Annotated in this window: 15 protein-coding genes; 5 read left to right on the top strand and 10 right to left on the bottom strand. The window is 44.3% G+C overall.

Features of this window, described 5'->3' with window-relative positions:
* Window position 1 precedes the first annotated feature (1 nt).
* The 5 genes from IGI96_RS12835 to IGI96_RS12815 form a co-directional block, all read right to left on the bottom strand.
* Entirely contained in the window at window positions 2–1036 is a 1035-nt protein-coding gene (locus IGI96_RS12835) for a LacI family DNA-binding transcriptional regulator (protein ID WP_016621049.1), read from the bottom strand.
* A gap of 141 nt (window positions 1037–1177) precedes the next feature.
* The gene (locus IGI96_RS12830) at window positions 1178–1693 is read right to left on the bottom strand and encodes a hypothetical protein (RefSeq protein ID WP_438785187.1); all 516 of its coding nucleotides are present in this window, start codon (window positions 1691–1693) and stop codon (window positions 1178–1180) included.
* The gene (locus IGI96_RS12825; RefSeq protein WP_438785186.1) at window positions 1647–2525 is read right to left on the bottom strand and encodes a carbohydrate ABC transporter permease; all 879 of its coding nucleotides are present in this window, start codon (window positions 2523–2525) and stop codon (window positions 1647–1649) included. Before IGI96_RS12825 ends, IGI96_RS12830 begins: the two co-directional genes overlap by 47 nt.
* The gene (locus IGI96_RS12820) at window positions 2525–3436 is read right to left on the bottom strand and encodes a carbohydrate ABC transporter permease (protein WP_270287954.1); all 912 of its coding nucleotides are present in this window, start codon (window positions 3434–3436) and stop codon (window positions 2525–2527) included. The genes IGI96_RS12825 and IGI96_RS12820 overlap by 1 nt, the downstream gene beginning before the upstream one ends.
* A 132-nt stretch (window positions 3437–3568) precedes the next feature.
* A complete protein-coding gene (locus IGI96_RS12815) occupies window positions 3569–4885 on the bottom strand; it encodes an ABC transporter substrate-binding protein (RefSeq protein WP_270287953.1) in 1317 nt (438 codons plus the stop codon).
* A 243-nt stretch (window positions 4886–5128) separates the two neighbouring features.
* Between IGI96_RS12815 and IGI96_RS12810 the strand changes: the two genes are divergently transcribed.
* On the top strand, window positions 5129–5647 hold the full coding sequence (locus IGI96_RS12810) for an isochorismatase family protein (RefSeq protein ID WP_010747758.1): 519 nt from the start codon (window positions 5129–5131) through the stop codon (window positions 5645–5647).
* Window positions 5648–5702: 55 nt separating this feature from the next.
* On the opposite strand, the gene IGI96_RS12805 is transcribed toward IGI96_RS12810, so the two are convergent.
* Window positions 5703–5987, bottom strand: a complete 285-nt coding sequence (locus IGI96_RS12805; protein WP_005225480.1) for a hypothetical protein — start codon at window positions 5985–5987, stop codon at window positions 5703–5705.
* Between the two features lie 287 nt (window positions 5988–6274).
* Here IGI96_RS12805 and IGI96_RS12800 point away from each other — a divergent pair, with 287 nt between their 5' ends.
* From IGI96_RS12800 to IGI96_RS12785, 4 genes are all read left to right on the top strand, one after another.
* Window positions 6275–7408, top strand: coding sequence for an alcohol dehydrogenase catalytic domain-containing protein (locus IGI96_RS12800; RefSeq protein ID WP_074534994.1), 1134 nt, complete (start codon window positions 6275–6277; stop codon window positions 7406–7408).
* A gap of 28 nt (window positions 7409–7436) precedes the next feature.
* Window positions 7437–7772 carry a YrhK family protein gene (locus IGI96_RS12795; protein WP_077452782.1) on the top strand — a complete coding sequence of 112 codons (336 nt, stop codon included), beginning with the start codon at window positions 7437–7439 and terminating at the stop codon, window positions 7770–7772.
* Window positions 7773–7800: 28 nt separating this feature from the next.
* Complete coding sequence (locus tag IGI96_RS12790) at window positions 7801–8016, top strand: DUF378 domain-containing protein (protein WP_270287952.1); 216 nt, start codon at window positions 7801–7803, stop codon at window positions 8014–8016.
* A gap of 182 nt (window positions 8017–8198) precedes the next feature.
* Window positions 8199–9041: a hypothetical protein gene (locus IGI96_RS12785; protein ID WP_060791800.1), complete on the top strand. Its 843-nt coding sequence runs from the start codon at window positions 8199–8201 to the stop codon at window positions 9039–9041.
* 51 nt (window positions 9042–9092) lie between these two features.
* On the opposite strand, the gene IGI96_RS12780 is transcribed toward IGI96_RS12785, so the two are convergent.
* Genes IGI96_RS12780 through IGI96_RS12765 form a run of 4 tightly spaced genes read right to left on the bottom strand, consistent with a single transcriptional unit; the run spans window position 9093 to window position 13381 of the window.
* On the bottom strand, window positions 9093–9956 hold the full coding sequence (locus tag IGI96_RS12780; RefSeq protein ID WP_270287951.1) for a formylglycine-generating enzyme family protein: 864 nt from the start codon (window positions 9954–9956) through the stop codon (window positions 9093–9095).
* Between the two features lie 15 nt (window positions 9957–9971).
* Window positions 9972–10748, bottom strand: coding sequence for a sulfite exporter TauE/SafE family protein (locus IGI96_RS12775; RefSeq protein WP_128488153.1), 777 nt, complete (start codon window positions 10746–10748; stop codon window positions 9972–9974).
* On the bottom strand, window positions 10745–11857 hold the full coding sequence (locus tag IGI96_RS12770) for a radical SAM/SPASM domain-containing protein (RefSeq protein WP_270287950.1): 1113 nt from the start codon (window positions 11855–11857) through the stop codon (window positions 10745–10747). The genes IGI96_RS12775 and IGI96_RS12770 overlap by 4 nt, the downstream gene beginning before the upstream one ends.
* An 18-nt stretch (window positions 11858–11875) precedes the next feature.
* The gene (locus IGI96_RS12765; protein ID WP_086338500.1) at window positions 11876–13381 is read right to left on the bottom strand and encodes a sulfatase-like hydrolase/transferase; all 1506 of its coding nucleotides are present in this window, start codon (window positions 13379–13381) and stop codon (window positions 11876–11878) included.
* Window positions 13382–13386 lie beyond the last annotated feature (5 nt).

Below are 13386 nucleotides of genomic sequence, written 5' to 3'. Positions count from 1 at the left end.
GTCACTGATCTTTTTCGGCAATCGATTCTCTAATGATCAATTCACTGCCACAAACGACGCGAACAGGCATCGTCCGCACCCCAAGGATTTTATTTTTCGCTAATTCGACACTCATCTGCCCCATCTCTTCAGCTTTCATCTTGACGGAAGACAGTGCGGGCGTCATAAATTGCGCCATTTCGATATCATCAAAACTAACGACTGACACATCTTTAGGAATCGATAGCCCCGCTTCAGCGAGTGCCTTGTAAACCCCGACAGCCATAGGATCGCTGGCAACAACGATCGCTGTGGGGCGAGGATTCATTTGCGCGATCTGCTGACCAAAATGCAACCCAGTCTCTGGTGACCACTTCCCCTGCAGCACGGTTGTGAACTTTTCCAATTTATTGAGCAGCATCCATTGGCGATAATTTTCTGCTCGAATCTCTTGTTCATCGTAAACGACTTCGCCAGAAATCGTCACTCGGCTGGCAACACCGCCCACAAAGGCGATATTCTCATGACCCTTCTCTTTTAACAACGTGAGGATCTGGTGAGTCTTTTGGGCAAAATCGGTTTGGATGCAATCGTAGCTGGGTGCTTCACTATAATTATCCACCAGGATAATATTGGCATTTTGCTGACTGATCTCTGCCAAAGCATCGCTAGTCATCTCTCCAATAATAATGACTGCGCCATACTTCGCCAATTGTGCCAAATCTTTTTGAGGCTCCCGCATGGAAAAGGCCCGAATCGTTTTTAAGCGCCACTTCGCCGCTTCTTTTTCGATCCCATTGCGGATCATCATAAAATACGGATCGTTTCTTTCCGACTCTCGATCGTGGCGGGTAATGATGGCAATCGTGTTTTGGTCGCCGACTTCACGGGAATGGGGTTGATTTTTTTCTTTTGAATAATTCATTTGGTTGGCGATCTCAATGACTCGCTGACGCGTGTGTTCATTGATACTGAAGGTTTCATCATTGTTAAGGATTCTAGAAACACTTGCTACCGACACCCCGGCTAATTTCGCGATATCTCTCATACTTGCCATAGCTGCACCTCATCTGTTTACTGTTTACTAAATTTACATTCAGCATAGGCATAATTTTTGGCCCTGTCAACCTTCTTTTCACAAAAAAACCGAAACTCCTTAGCTTTTCACTAAGGAAGTTTCGGGATACCCATTTGTTTTCTATTTGAGCGCTTGGTCACAGAGCACGACATTGACTAAATACAAGGTGCTGATTCCTAAGACCAATAAGTAGACTGGACCAAACAGCAAAAAGGTCAAGACAAGCGTCACTGTTGCTAAAAGATGCGCCAGTACTCGTTTGGGTGAACGAGCAAACTGATAAAAACTATAAAACAATGAGCTGGGCTGCTGCGGATAGGTGTGAAGCAGCCTCGTTTGATAAAGTAAGACCAAGCAAAACAAGCCAAAGGTGAACGCTAACGCGTAACTAGCGATCTGAAACAGCGGGTGCTGCAAACGGCTAAAGATAAAGCTGTCCGCCAAAAGCAGCAGGAAGAATAGACTGAGCAAACGGTCTTGCCCTTTTCTTGTTGTCCACTGTTGATGAAATGCCTGCTGAAAACGAGCTTTGCTGCTTGCCTCCAAGCCATCGTTCCGCAGTTGCGTCAACGTCTCGATCAATGCTCGACTAGCGGTGGTACTGGTGATCAAAGGCAAGGAATACAACAGCCACATGCCTTGTAAAACCAGTAAATGCGGAAGCCAGTTGATGACAGTCAACAGCGCTTGGTTTAAGCGTTGCTCCTGCCATCAAGTAGTTCCACTGGGTCGTTGATTGGTTTTGGAAGACTTGCAGGCCAATCTGCAGCGTGTACTTTTCTTGGTTTTGAATATACAGTAATGGTCCTAAGAAATCATTCCATGCCCCATTGAAGGAGTTGATGGCAATCGTGATCAGCGCGGGTTTCGTCAAAGGGATCATTAGATGGCTCCAAATATAAAGATGATTGGCGCCATCGATCTTAGCGGCTTCGATCAATTCATTGTTGACGGACAAGTAAAACTGCCGCATCAAGAAAATGTTAAAGGCGTTGCCGAAAAACGCTGGAACGATCAGCGGCAGATAGGTGCCGACCCAGCCGATTTTGGAAAACAAGACATATTGCGGGATCATCGTCACAAAGCCAGGAATCATCATCGTAGACAAGACGAGGGCAAAGATCAGATTTTTTCCTGGAAAGGCCAATTTTGCAAACCCATAAGCAATGAAGGAATTTGATAAGACATTCCCGAAGACCACTAAGACGGTAATGAATAACGTATTTTTTGCATACTGCCAAAATGGAAAGGCGTTGATAGTCTCCAAATAATTGCCAAGATTGATTTCTTCTGGGAAAAAAGTCGGCGGGTAACGCACGATCTCCTCCATCGGTTTCAATGACGTAAAGACCATCCACAGCAACGGAATCAGCAGCACGATCCCGATGATCGACATCACCACATAGCTGATGATTTTTTTGACTCGCTGTTGGCTTGATTTGCTTCGTGTTTTTGTCGTCATTTCCATTAGCTGCCACCTCCGGTATAGTGAACCCAGCGCGGTGCCAGCTTGATATTGATAAAGGTCAAGACTAAGACGATCAAGAACAAGATCATCGACATGGCCATCGCATAGCCCATATCAAAGGCGACGAAGGCTTTGTTCCACATATGCAAATTATAGAAAAGCAGCGAATTTGCCGGACCACCGGTACCATTTTTGGTCATCACGTATGCTTCCTGGAAAATTTGAAAAGAACCGATCGTTGAAGTAATCACATCATAGAAGATGATTGGCGTGATCAAAGGGATCGTAATATTTTTGAATTTCGCCCAGACTCCCGCCCCATCGATCTCAGCCGATTCGTACAGCGTCGGTGAAATATTTTGCAAGGTAGCTAGATACAAGAGCATCGCGCCCCCCGAACTCCAAATCTTCATCAAAATCAACGCTGGTTTCGTCCATTCGGGATCAAACAGCCATGCTGGACCTTTGATATTGAACCAGCTCAAGAAGGTATTGATCAATCCTGCGGAAGGAGATAATAATTGCATCCATAAGACGTAGACGGCAACCCCTGAAAGGATCGCGGGCAAGTAAAAGGTGGTTCGGAAAAAACTGATTCCGCGGATTTTTTGATTCAATAACGTGGCTAGAAAGACACTGAACAACGTGGTTAAGGGAACATTGAAGAGTACAAAATACGCCGTGTTATAGAGAGATTTCCAAAACAGGGTATCTTGCGTAAACATGCGGGTAAAGTTCTTAAAGCCGATAAAATTCATTTTCGACGTCAGATTGTAATCGGTAAAGCTTCCTACGAAGGAAAACAGCATGGGCCCTAACATAAACACCACGAACCCAAGCAAAAATGGTGCTACGAAGAAGTAGCCCCAAAGAGCTTCTTGCCGTTTACTTTTTGAACGCTTCTTTGGCATTCCTTCCACTCCATTCTATTTTTACTCATTGTTTGTTCAAGAAAACACGTCCGCTTCGCAAAGCAGAAAGCAAAGCCCAGTCCGCTAACCGACTGGACTTTCCTTCTTTTTTTAAAACGCTCGTTTTAAGGTTTATTTGTTTTGCTCAACAAGATCTTCCACCGCTTTTTGCGCATCTGCCAACCCTTCAGCCGGTGTTTTGCTACCTAGCATGATTTGGTCGATCTGTTCATTGACAAGACTGCTGAAGTCAGGCGCTGTCAATGGCACAGGCGTGATCACCGTATTGGCAAAGTTTCCATCCGCCATTTGGTAGATCATTTGGCCGTTTTCATCTAGATTGTCGTTGTTGACCAAGTTTTCGTTGGCTGTCCGATTCGCCATGATATCAAAGCTCTTCTCACCAAATTTCTCTTGAACTTCTGGTGTCGACAAGTATTTGATAAACTCATAGGACGCTTCAGGATCTTTGGCACCGTATGGCACTTCTAGGACGAACCCGCCGCCCCATGACCAGTGACCAGAGCCACTTTCTTTTTCAGGAATTTGAATGACCCCAAATTCAAAGTCATCTGGTGCATTTTCCGCTAAACTTGAGTAGTAGTTGATGTTTTGCGCACGCATCGCCACTAATCCAGAAATAAATGGATCGGCAACCCCTGAACCAAATTCAGCTTCTAAGCGATTGATGGTATCTTGACCATAATACTCTTGCCAGTCTAAGATCCATTCCAACGCTTCCACTTTGTTGTCTGTATCGATTTTGACGTTCTCATCCTTGTCAAACCAGCTGACGCCATCGTCGGCATTCAACGCCCACACGTCAGCGCCTAAATTCCACAATGGGTAAAAGCCGATCCGCTCAAAGTCATCACCGTTTTTGACATCTAATTTCCGAGCAACTGTTTCTAACTCCTCCCACGTTTGTGGCAGTTGCTCTTCACTGATACCAGCCTCTTTAAAGAGTGTCTTATTGTAGAAAATCACTTGCGTATCTGTATTGAAAGGAACGGCATAGGCATCCCCTTCGTACTCCACTGTATCCCATAATTGCGGATAAAATTCATCAGAAAAGCCCTCTTCGATATACTCGCTTAAATTCGTTGCTTGCTGCGCTTCTGCCCGCTGAGCAACAGAATTGATATCTTGTACAATAACATCAGGCGGATTGCCAGCAGTGATCGACGACAGTGATTTTGTCCAAATATCGCCCCAAGGCTGGTAGCTGTATTTGACCTCGATTTTATCTTGTGACGCATTAAAATCATCAATAATTTCTTCAATTACTTCTTGTCTTGCACCAGACCCCCAGAAGGACCAAAAGTCCAACGTCGTTTTGCCATCTGCTGACTCATTCCCCGAGGAATCAGCGGTTTCACTGTTGCCGCATCCTGCCGCCAGTACACCAACTGAAAAAAGCAAAGTCCCCATATAAAATAACTTTCTCATTTAACCTAACCTACTTTCATTTATTTTTAATGTACTATTTAAAAGCTATCACTACTTCTTCTTTTCAGCAAATAAAAAGCATCGTGATTCGAATAAAAAAATAACGTTTTTACCGTTTCTCGACAAGAAGAGCGTTTTCTTTGAAAATATAAAAAAAGTGGGGCATCATAGAAATAGCACCTATTTTTTCAACTTCACGTCAGACCATTTGAAAAACGATGTTTATAGAAAGGGAGTAACCACATGCTAGTCATTGTCGATATGCAAAACCAAATTCTCGATGAAGAGAACGAAGCGTATGTGCCAGATGGCGCCGCTCTCGTCAAACGAATCGCCAAGCGCCTAGAACAAGCGCGGGCGGATGGGGAGTACATTTTACACACCCGCGACATTCCAATCGAAGTCAAAGGAACGCCTGATGAAGAAGCCGATGCCCTGCAGCTGATCCCAGAACTTAAGCCCCTCGAAAATGAAAAAGTCGTCAAAAAATACTATTACAGTATTCCACCTGAAGTCTTGATCGATATAAAGAAAAATCTATTTGAACCTGAAGAAGAAAAGAAAATCGAAATCACTGGTGTTGAAACCAACATCTGTGTCCTTTCCAATACCATCGAGATCCAAAGCGCCTTTCCTGACGCTGATTTTACTATCAATAAAACATTAGTCGCTGGTAAAAACCACGAGTCACAAGGACTCGACATCTTACGAGACTTCAATGTCCAAATCATTGATGGCACAAAACAAACCAATGACCAATAGGTAACGAAAGCTCCCTGTTCAAGGAACAGAGAGCTTTTTCAATTTGATTATTCATTTAATTCATTGAGCCATCTAATAGCTCGGTCGGAATTTCAATCCGAACCTCATTTTCAGTCTGACAGTTTGGACATATGAAGGTTCCTTCGATGGCTTCCTTCACTTCCCCGTAAGCATAATGAATAGCGATTTCATCTTCTGCCAATTCATTCGTTTCCAACGGTGGTACCATGGTTAATTGCCCCTCGCTGTCTTCTTGTAAATGAACGACCAGCTTCCCATCAAAGTTTTCATTGCAATTGGTGCAGGAAGCTTTTCCTCGAATCGTTAGATCCATGATCATCCCTCCTCATTTCTTGTCACTGGTTGATGCAGGTTCCGTTAGATACTCGTAACGCATGCATGCTTCACTTTAATAGTGTCACGCTTTCACTTTTTTAGCAAATCATCTGTTTTTCTTTTTTTAAACCATTGATGAAGAAAAAACAAATCAACCGTTTTGAGCGTTTTCGTTGTCAAATCCTTAAAATCCTTGCAGAATTAAATTATCTGTTACTAAAAAGTAAAAACGTGTTGTTGAAAAAATTAGTGATTGTCCGAACTTATTTGAACAAACAAGGAGGAAAAATGATGCAAGCAGTAACCTGGCAAGGAAATCAAAAAATGGACGTTCGTCGTGTAGAAGATCCAACGATTTTAGAACCGACGGATGCGATCATCCGAATCACCGCAACCGCAATCTGCGGCTCTGATCTCCACCTTTACCACCATGGCGGCTCGGTTTTGGAAGAAGGCTATGTCGTTGGTCACGAACCAATGGGTATTGTCGAAGAAGTTGGCAGTCAAGTACAGAAACTAAAAAAAGGCGACCGCGTCGTCATCCCTTTCAATATCGGGTGCGGCCATTGCCACTTTTGTCAAAATGAAATGGAAAGTCAATGCGACAATTCTTCAGAAGATACATTGTATGGCGGCTTATTCGGTTTCGGAAAAATGAACGGTAACCACTGGGGCGGTCAAGCCGAATTCTTGCGCGTACCTTTCGCAGATTTCACCTCGTTTATCGTACCTGAATCAACGATCCCTGATGAAAAAGTATTGTTTTTATCTGACATCTTACCTACAGCGTATTGGAGCGTCCAAAACGCTGGCGTCAAAAAGGATGATACCGTGATCGTCTTAGGCTCAGGCCCAGTTGGGTTGTTTGCCCAAAAATTTGCCGTGATGGCAGGCGCTAAGCGGGTGATTGCCGTGGATCCTGTTGCTCATCGCTTAGAAAAAGCCAGCAGCTACAATCAAGTCGAAACATTCCAATTGGATGATTTGGCTACTAGTGCTGATGAACTGTATGAGCTGACCAAAGGTGGCGCTGATGTGATCATCGACTGTGTTGGGATGGATGGTTTAGAACCCGTCAAAGAAAAAGCCAAAAACCTAGTCAGCTTACAAAGTGGCACGATCTCACCGATCCAGATGGCCGCCAAGGCAGTCAAAAAATTTGGTACCGTCCAAATCACTGGTGTTTACATGACTCCTGCTTCTTCTTATCCATTGCAAGAATTCTTTATGCGCAACATTGATGTCAAACACGGGCAAGCACCTGTGATCCATTTAATGCCAAAAATTTATGACATGATTGCCGATGGTTTGTTTGACCCGTCACAGATCATCACCCACACGATGCCTTTAGCAGATGCTGCCAAAGCGTATGAGATTTTTGACAAAAAAGAAGACAAGAACATCAAAGTTGTCTTGAAACCTTAGCACAAACAAAGGAGCAGTGATAGCACCTATGCCAAAAATCAAACGGAGTGAACATCAATTCGATCCGGGAAAAGAAGAAGATGTGATCATCAAGGCAAGCCGCTTTCGCATCTACTTTCAAAATCGCTACATGTTGATCTCACTTACGAATGATATTTTGACGGGCTTGTTTTATATTTTCGGAAGTATCGTTTCATTAACTAGCTTGCCTGCGATTTACGGAACGATCGCCTATTTGATCGGCGGAGTCTTTTTGACCATTCGCCCGCTGATTAAAATCGTTCGCCATGTCTATATCTATAATGATCGCAATCAACAAGGCGAGAAAGAAAAAGATGTCACCATCACCGACGATGAAAGTTGATGGGACGACAACTAGAGAGGAGTTTCCTATGTTAAAAACATTTGATGGGATCGCACTGACACTATTGATCATCGGCGGTATCAATTGGCTGCTGGTCGGCGCCTTCGAGTTTGACCTTGTCGCAGCGATCACCGGCGGCAGCACGTCGATCATTGCCCGCGTCATTTATATTCTAGTTGGGATCAGCGCGTTCTATAGCCTGAAATTCTTTCCAGCTATCGCCCGCCAACAAACCCTCGACTAATTGAAAATAAAACCTGCATCTGCGGTGTACTGACCCCAAAAAAGTTAGATTTTTGGTCTAACTTTTTGAGGTCGCATCTGCGGATGCAGTTTTTTTGTCTACAATCATTGAAAAAAAACACTAGTTGTACTACTCTTGTATTTAACCTACTATTTTCGAAAAAAATAAAAAGGACGTGACTCATGACCCCACCTACTAGACCCTCACTGATACGTCGGATACTCGGCCGGATACTTTTGCTATTGATTTTCTTATTTATTCTAAGTATTATTGGCGGAATCATTGTTTTAAATAATCTCACCATCGCAGAAAATTGGTTTGGTCTGAATGAATACCAAGTCGTTGAAACCAGACATCAGATCATTCGTTTGTTCCCCTACTTTTGGGTAGCAGGGATCCTGCTGGTCTTTTTGATCGGTCTGATCATCGGCATCAAGAAACGCAAAAAATCGCCATTCTATTGGTTATTCTCATTGCTCTTGCTGCCAGTGATTCTCTTTTGTATTGGCGTAGTTTCCACCTTTTTACCTGTAGACCGCCAACTCTTTCGAGAAGAAGCCAGTGCCAAAGAAATCATGGCTGCGCTGCCGAATCAATCCTCACTCAAGGACAAAGAGCTGCAACTGGTCAGCTATAGTTTTCACATCCGCAATGTCCCGCTAAAAAGCGGCATTTATGCAGTTGCGCGAGTGATCAATCCAAACACAGGCCTGCAAGACGAGTATTGGTATTACCCAGAAAATCTGTTGACCAAATGGAAAAAAGACGACGATACGATCGAGCTTTCGATGGAAGATACCATTGCCTTTGATGCCATCGATTGGGGCGTCATTCCCAAGATCATCAAGGATTCTGAGGCACGAGCAGCTCAGCTGGATCACTATGTCCCTGGCGTCAGCATCGTCATTTTAAACGGCTTCCAAGGTGAATGGACTTGGACCGTTGGTTTAAATGGGATTCGTAATCGCACCGAGATCAATTATGTTTATGATCTCAAAGGAAATTATCAATCCGAATGGCAATAAAACAAGCGGCACCTATCCACGTGAATAGGTGCCGCTTTTGCATTTAACGATTTACTGATCCAAGTCTTTGACACACCGAAACCCTAGATTATTGGCTGCCGACATCCCAGAATTACCATCTCTAGCGGCAATTCGGTATCGTTTGCAATAGGATTCGTGGCACAAAAACGAACCGCCGCGAGTCGCATACATTTGATCATCTTGTGTTTGATTCCTTGCCCAAAAGGTTTGTCCCGTCTGTTGTTGAAACTGTGTCAGCGGGATGCGGGCAGGATTGACGCACCATTCCCAGACATTGCCGATCACTTGATAGAGACCAAAGCCATTGGGCTCATACCATTTCGCAGGCGCTGTATTGGCAAAGCCATCTGCTCGCGTGTTGCTTTTTGGAAACTCTCCTTGCCAAATATTGCAATGATAGGTATTTTCTGCCAAAAATTCCCTTCCCCAAGGATATTTTTCAAAACTTGTCCCGCCTTTTGCAGCGATCTCCCACTCTGCTTCTGTTGGGAGGCGTTTTTTTGCCCAGTGGCAATAGGCGATCGCATCGTTGCGAGACACCTGAACCACTGGGTGATCCATCCGCTGGGCAATCGTTGAATCAGGTCCTTCAGGATGACGCCAATCTGCGCCGCTAACCGCGTACCACCAAGCCATATTTGGTACCTTTTGACTGCGGTGTTTCGTTTGCTCACTTAAAAAATAGTGAAAAACGAACGACCAGCCAAAGCGCTCGGCTTCTGTGACATATCCTGTTGCTTCCACAAAAACTTGGAAAGCTTGGTTCGTCACCGTCGTGGCATCAATGGCAAATGCTGGGCTGTCGAGGCTGATTTGCGGTCCCTCAAGATCCTCGGCAAAGCCGTCCATCGTATTCGTGCCGATTCGATAAGTTCCTGCTGGAATCGTGGGCATCTGCTTGCCTCCTTTTTACAATAACTGATAGCCATTGTACAGATTAATCAGTAACACCAGCACGATCACAGTTTGAAATACCAGTGTCACTCGCTGCGGTGACAGGACGTTGCTGGCCTTGGCGCCTAACAGTCCTCCCACGATCGCGGCTGGAATAACAAACCACAAAATTTGCAGATCATACGCACCAAAACCTGTCGAAAAAGCGATCGTCAAAATTTTTGCCAGCTGCGAGAAAAAAATCGTACAAATTGAATAGATCGTCGCCTCTTTGATCGGCATGGCAAACAGCAGCATCAATAAAGAAACATTGATGGGTCCGCCGCCGATCCCCAGCAAACTGGCTAGAAAGCCGAGAATCAAGCCGCAAGCTGCATACCAGCCGACTTTTTCCAGCGCAAACCCACGCCAGTTATATTTTGTATACAAAAAAGCAAACAATAGTGTCAGCACGGTCACAAGGATTTGGATCAGCTGAACCAGCTTGTCGTCTCGAAAGACAAGCAATAGCTGTTCAAAGGCAACATTGCCTAAAACACCGCCTAACACAGCGCCGCCAGAAACCCACAAGGCAATCGACCAATTGATTTTCCGTCCACTGGCTAATTGTCTAGCTGTCGAAACGATGGACATCGTGAAGACCGCTGTCGCCGAGTAAAAAGAGATCGCAGCAACAGAATGGGCGCCGATAAAATCGAAAATCGGTTTGATCAGCACGCCACCCCCCATGCCGGAAACTGCGCCTACGGCATTTGCTAAGACGATCACGAGAAAATAAATCAGTCCGATCATTGTCTCACCCCTTGCAAAAGCCCCAGTATCTCATTGATTCTAGGTGCGAAGTCTTTTAACAGCTCCTGATAACCGCAAAAACCCTCACTATCCACGTACATTGCATCTTTCATTCGTTTACAGCCTCCTCGGCACATTTTTTGGAAAGGACATTGCGTACACTTCGAAGGCATGTCTTTTTTCTGGCACAAAAACTGCTGCGAACAGTCTTGAGAAAACAATTCCCGTAACGTTTGCTCTTGGATATAGCCCATGCGAAACTCATCTAATACATAGAAGTCACAAGGATAGACACTGCCGTCGGCTTCGATCACATACTGCACTTGGCAATTGCCTAGAATCCCACAGGCAGTTACTTGCTGCCGCACCAATAGATTCAATAAGTCATCGAACAGCTTGATACTTAGGTAGCGCCCTTGCGTCAATTCCTGCAGCCAAAACGCTAACAGCTGCTGATAAAAGCCAGCAAAGCTTCTTGGTGTCAAGGCATAGTCGTTGGTTGATGTGGCATCCAAATCAGCCAAGCAAGGAATGAATTGCACAAATGCAATCTGCTCTTCCTTGAGAAAGTCAAACACACGCTGGGCTTCCTTTGCTAACGGATTTGTCAACACGCACAAGACATTGTACTCGATCTGATAGGCATCCAATAACCGCTTGGTCTGTAAAACCCGCGCAAAGGTTCCCCGCCCTTTGGCGTCTAATCGATGCCGATCGTGCGCAAGCGGATGCCCATCGATCGACAGCCCGACTAAAAAGCGATGCTCTTTCAAAAAACGACACCACTTGTCATTGATCACCATGCCGTTGGTCTGGATCGCATAGTGTACTGTCACTTGCTTTTTTTGCGCCGCAACATAAGCCGTTAGTTTTCTAAAATAACTCAGCCCCGCCATCGTCGGCTCTCCGCCTTGAAATGCCAACGTCAAATGATCGCCAGCTTCTAAGTCTGCATAAATGTTTGCAATCATCTTTTCCATTACATCCTCTTTCATTTTGCCAAAGGAACGCACTTCGCGCAAGGAACTGACGTTAGCATAAAAGCAATAGGTGCAGCGCAGATTGCAAAGAGAGGATGCTGGCTTGATCAATACGGAGATGTGTTTCATTTGTTGTTCCTCGCTTTTTTATTTCTTTTGTGCAATTGTCTGCCTCTGACTATTGCTTAAACCTAAGCGCTGATACTCGCTTTCAGGGGCTTCAATCTGATCCATTACTTTAATCAATTTCTGAATCATTTCTTGTTCAATCAGTGGGTCATGAAGCGGTGTTAACTGCTTTGGATCATTCTTTAAATCAAAGAGCAAGTGGCCTACTGAATAAGAATCGATATAGGTGGAAACTTCGACTTCTGTGTAAGGAAAATGATTTGTAAATCGATTGCCCTCTTTCAAGACCATGCTGTCTAAGACCTCTTTATTCAAAAAACCACGCAATGAAGCATAACTAAGCGTCTGCATGGTGATTGGTCCATTCGAAGGGTGAACCGATGCACGCATATACACATAACGACCATCGTAGATATTGACATGACCGCCGTTTGTACCAAAAACAATTTCTTTATGAAGCGGTTGGGAATGCTGTTTTTTCAACACAGGCAGCAAAGATTTGCCATCCATATCTAAGGTGTTCTCAATTTCAAAATAATCCAATAAAGTTGCTGGAATGTCGATAGTTTGACTCAATACTTGGGTATGGGTTCCCGATTCAGCCTGTGGGTAACTGATGAAAAAGGGCAGATGGATGATTTCTTCATACATCGGTGCGACGTTTTTTCCTAACCAGTCATGTTCCCCTAACAAAAAGCCATGGTCGGTATTCACAATGATCAAGGTATCCTCCCACATATTATTTTTTTCTATAAAGTCCAACACTCGTCCTAAGTGATGGTCACACATACTGATCAACGCTGCGTATTCTTTTTGCAGCTCAATCAAATCCTGCTCGCCAACGTCTTCTATTACACGACCATATTTTGGCCAAAAGTAAGGTGATTCATTTGGTGTCTCCTGGTACAATTTGCGATAGGTTTCTGGCACATAAAATGGTTCATGGGGATCAAAACATTCGACTTGCAAAAACCATTGATCTTCATTTTTGTACTGTTCCAAAAAATCCAAGCCGGCTTGGATCGTTTGAACCGTGGACAGGTCTTCTTCTACTGCTTGCCGTGTTCGATTCGCAAAATGCTGTTCCACAGAAATACCACTCTTATTTAACGGATTCAGCGGTGGATGATTCTCTGCCTGTTTTCTTGGAACCCATCGGTCACCTTCTTGTCCTCTAAATCCTTCCCATGTGGAATAACGGTTATGATAAGTGGCACCGCCATCTTCAAAGTAATGGGAATGGTCGGTTACCAAATGACAATAGACACCATTTTGCTGCAGCGTATCAAAAATTGACGAATCAAACGGTTCTAATTGACCCCACGAACGATGCATAAAATTGTAACGACCTGTATGAAGTTCTCTTCTCGCTGGCATACAAGGCATGCTGCCACCATAAAAGTTGTCAAACGTAACCGTTTTTTCTCTTAGCCGTTCAAAGTTTGGTGTGTTGATCCAATCGTTTCCGTAGTTTGATAAAAAATCTCTAGCCAGAGTATCAAACATCAGCATAATTGCTCGCATAGCAT

Origin of the sequence: Enterococcus sp. DIV0421 (assembly GCF_051713745.1) — a bacterium.
Classification (GTDB): Bacteria; Bacillota; Bacilli; order Lactobacillales; family Enterococcaceae; genus Enterococcus_D; species Enterococcus_D casseliflavus.
The sequence above is the reverse complement of the archived record's forward strand: the minus strand, read 5'-3'. Positions and strand labels throughout refer to the sequence as shown.

What these genes read in the sequence shown, in the direction of transcription:
- IGI96_RS12835 (WP_016621049.1), bottom strand. Translation starts at nt 1,036, where the DNA reads ATGGCAAGTATGAGAGATATCGCGAAATTAGCCGGGGTGTCGGTAGCA.
- IGI96_RS12830 (WP_438785187.1), bottom strand. Translation starts at nt 1,693, where the DNA reads ATGTGGCTGTTGTATTCCTTGCCTTTGATCACCAGTACCACCGCTAGT.
- IGI96_RS12825 (WP_438785186.1), bottom strand. Translation starts at nt 2,525, where the DNA reads ATGGAAATGACGACAAAAACACGAAGCAAATCAAGCCAACAGCGAGTC.
- IGI96_RS12820 (WP_270287954.1), bottom strand. Translation starts at nt 3,436, where the DNA reads ATGCCAAAGAAGCGTTCAAAAAGTAAACGGCAAGAAGCTCTTTGGGGC.
- IGI96_RS12815 (WP_270287953.1), bottom strand. Translation starts at nt 4,885, where the DNA reads ATGAGAAAGTTATTTTATATGGGGACTTTGCTTTTTTCAGTTGGTGTA.
- IGI96_RS12810 (WP_010747758.1), top strand. Translation starts at nt 5,129, where the DNA reads ATGCTAGTCATTGTCGATATGCAAAACCAAATTCTCGATGAAGAGAAC.
- IGI96_RS12805 (WP_005225480.1), bottom strand. Translation starts at nt 5,987, where the DNA reads ATGATCATGGATCTAACGATTCGAGGAAAAGCTTCCTGCACCAATTGC.
- IGI96_RS12800 (WP_074534994.1), top strand. Translation starts at nt 6,275, where the DNA reads ATGCAAGCAGTAACCTGGCAAGGAAATCAAAAAATGGACGTTCGTCGT.
- IGI96_RS12795 (WP_077452782.1), top strand. Translation starts at nt 7,437, where the DNA reads ATGCCAAAAATCAAACGGAGTGAACATCAATTCGATCCGGGAAAAGAA.
- IGI96_RS12790 (WP_270287952.1), top strand. Translation starts at nt 7,801, where the DNA reads ATGTTAAAAACATTTGATGGGATCGCACTGACACTATTGATCATCGGC.
- IGI96_RS12785 (WP_060791800.1), top strand. Translation starts at nt 8,199, where the DNA reads ATGACCCCACCTACTAGACCCTCACTGATACGTCGGATACTCGGCCGG.
- IGI96_RS12780 (WP_270287951.1), bottom strand. Translation starts at nt 9,956, where the DNA reads ATGCCCACGATTCCAGCAGGAACTTATCGAATCGGCACGAATACGATG.
- IGI96_RS12775 (WP_128488153.1), bottom strand. Translation starts at nt 10,748, where the DNA reads ATGATCGGACTGATTTATTTTCTCGTGATCGTCTTAGCAAATGCCGTA.
- IGI96_RS12770 (WP_270287950.1), bottom strand. Translation starts at nt 11,857, where the DNA reads ATGAAACACATCTCCGTATTGATCAAGCCAGCATCCTCTCTTTGCAAT.
- IGI96_RS12765 (WP_086338500.1), bottom strand. Translation starts at nt 13,381, where the DNA reads ATGCGAGCAATTATGCTGATGTTTGATACTCTGGCTAGAGATTTTTTA.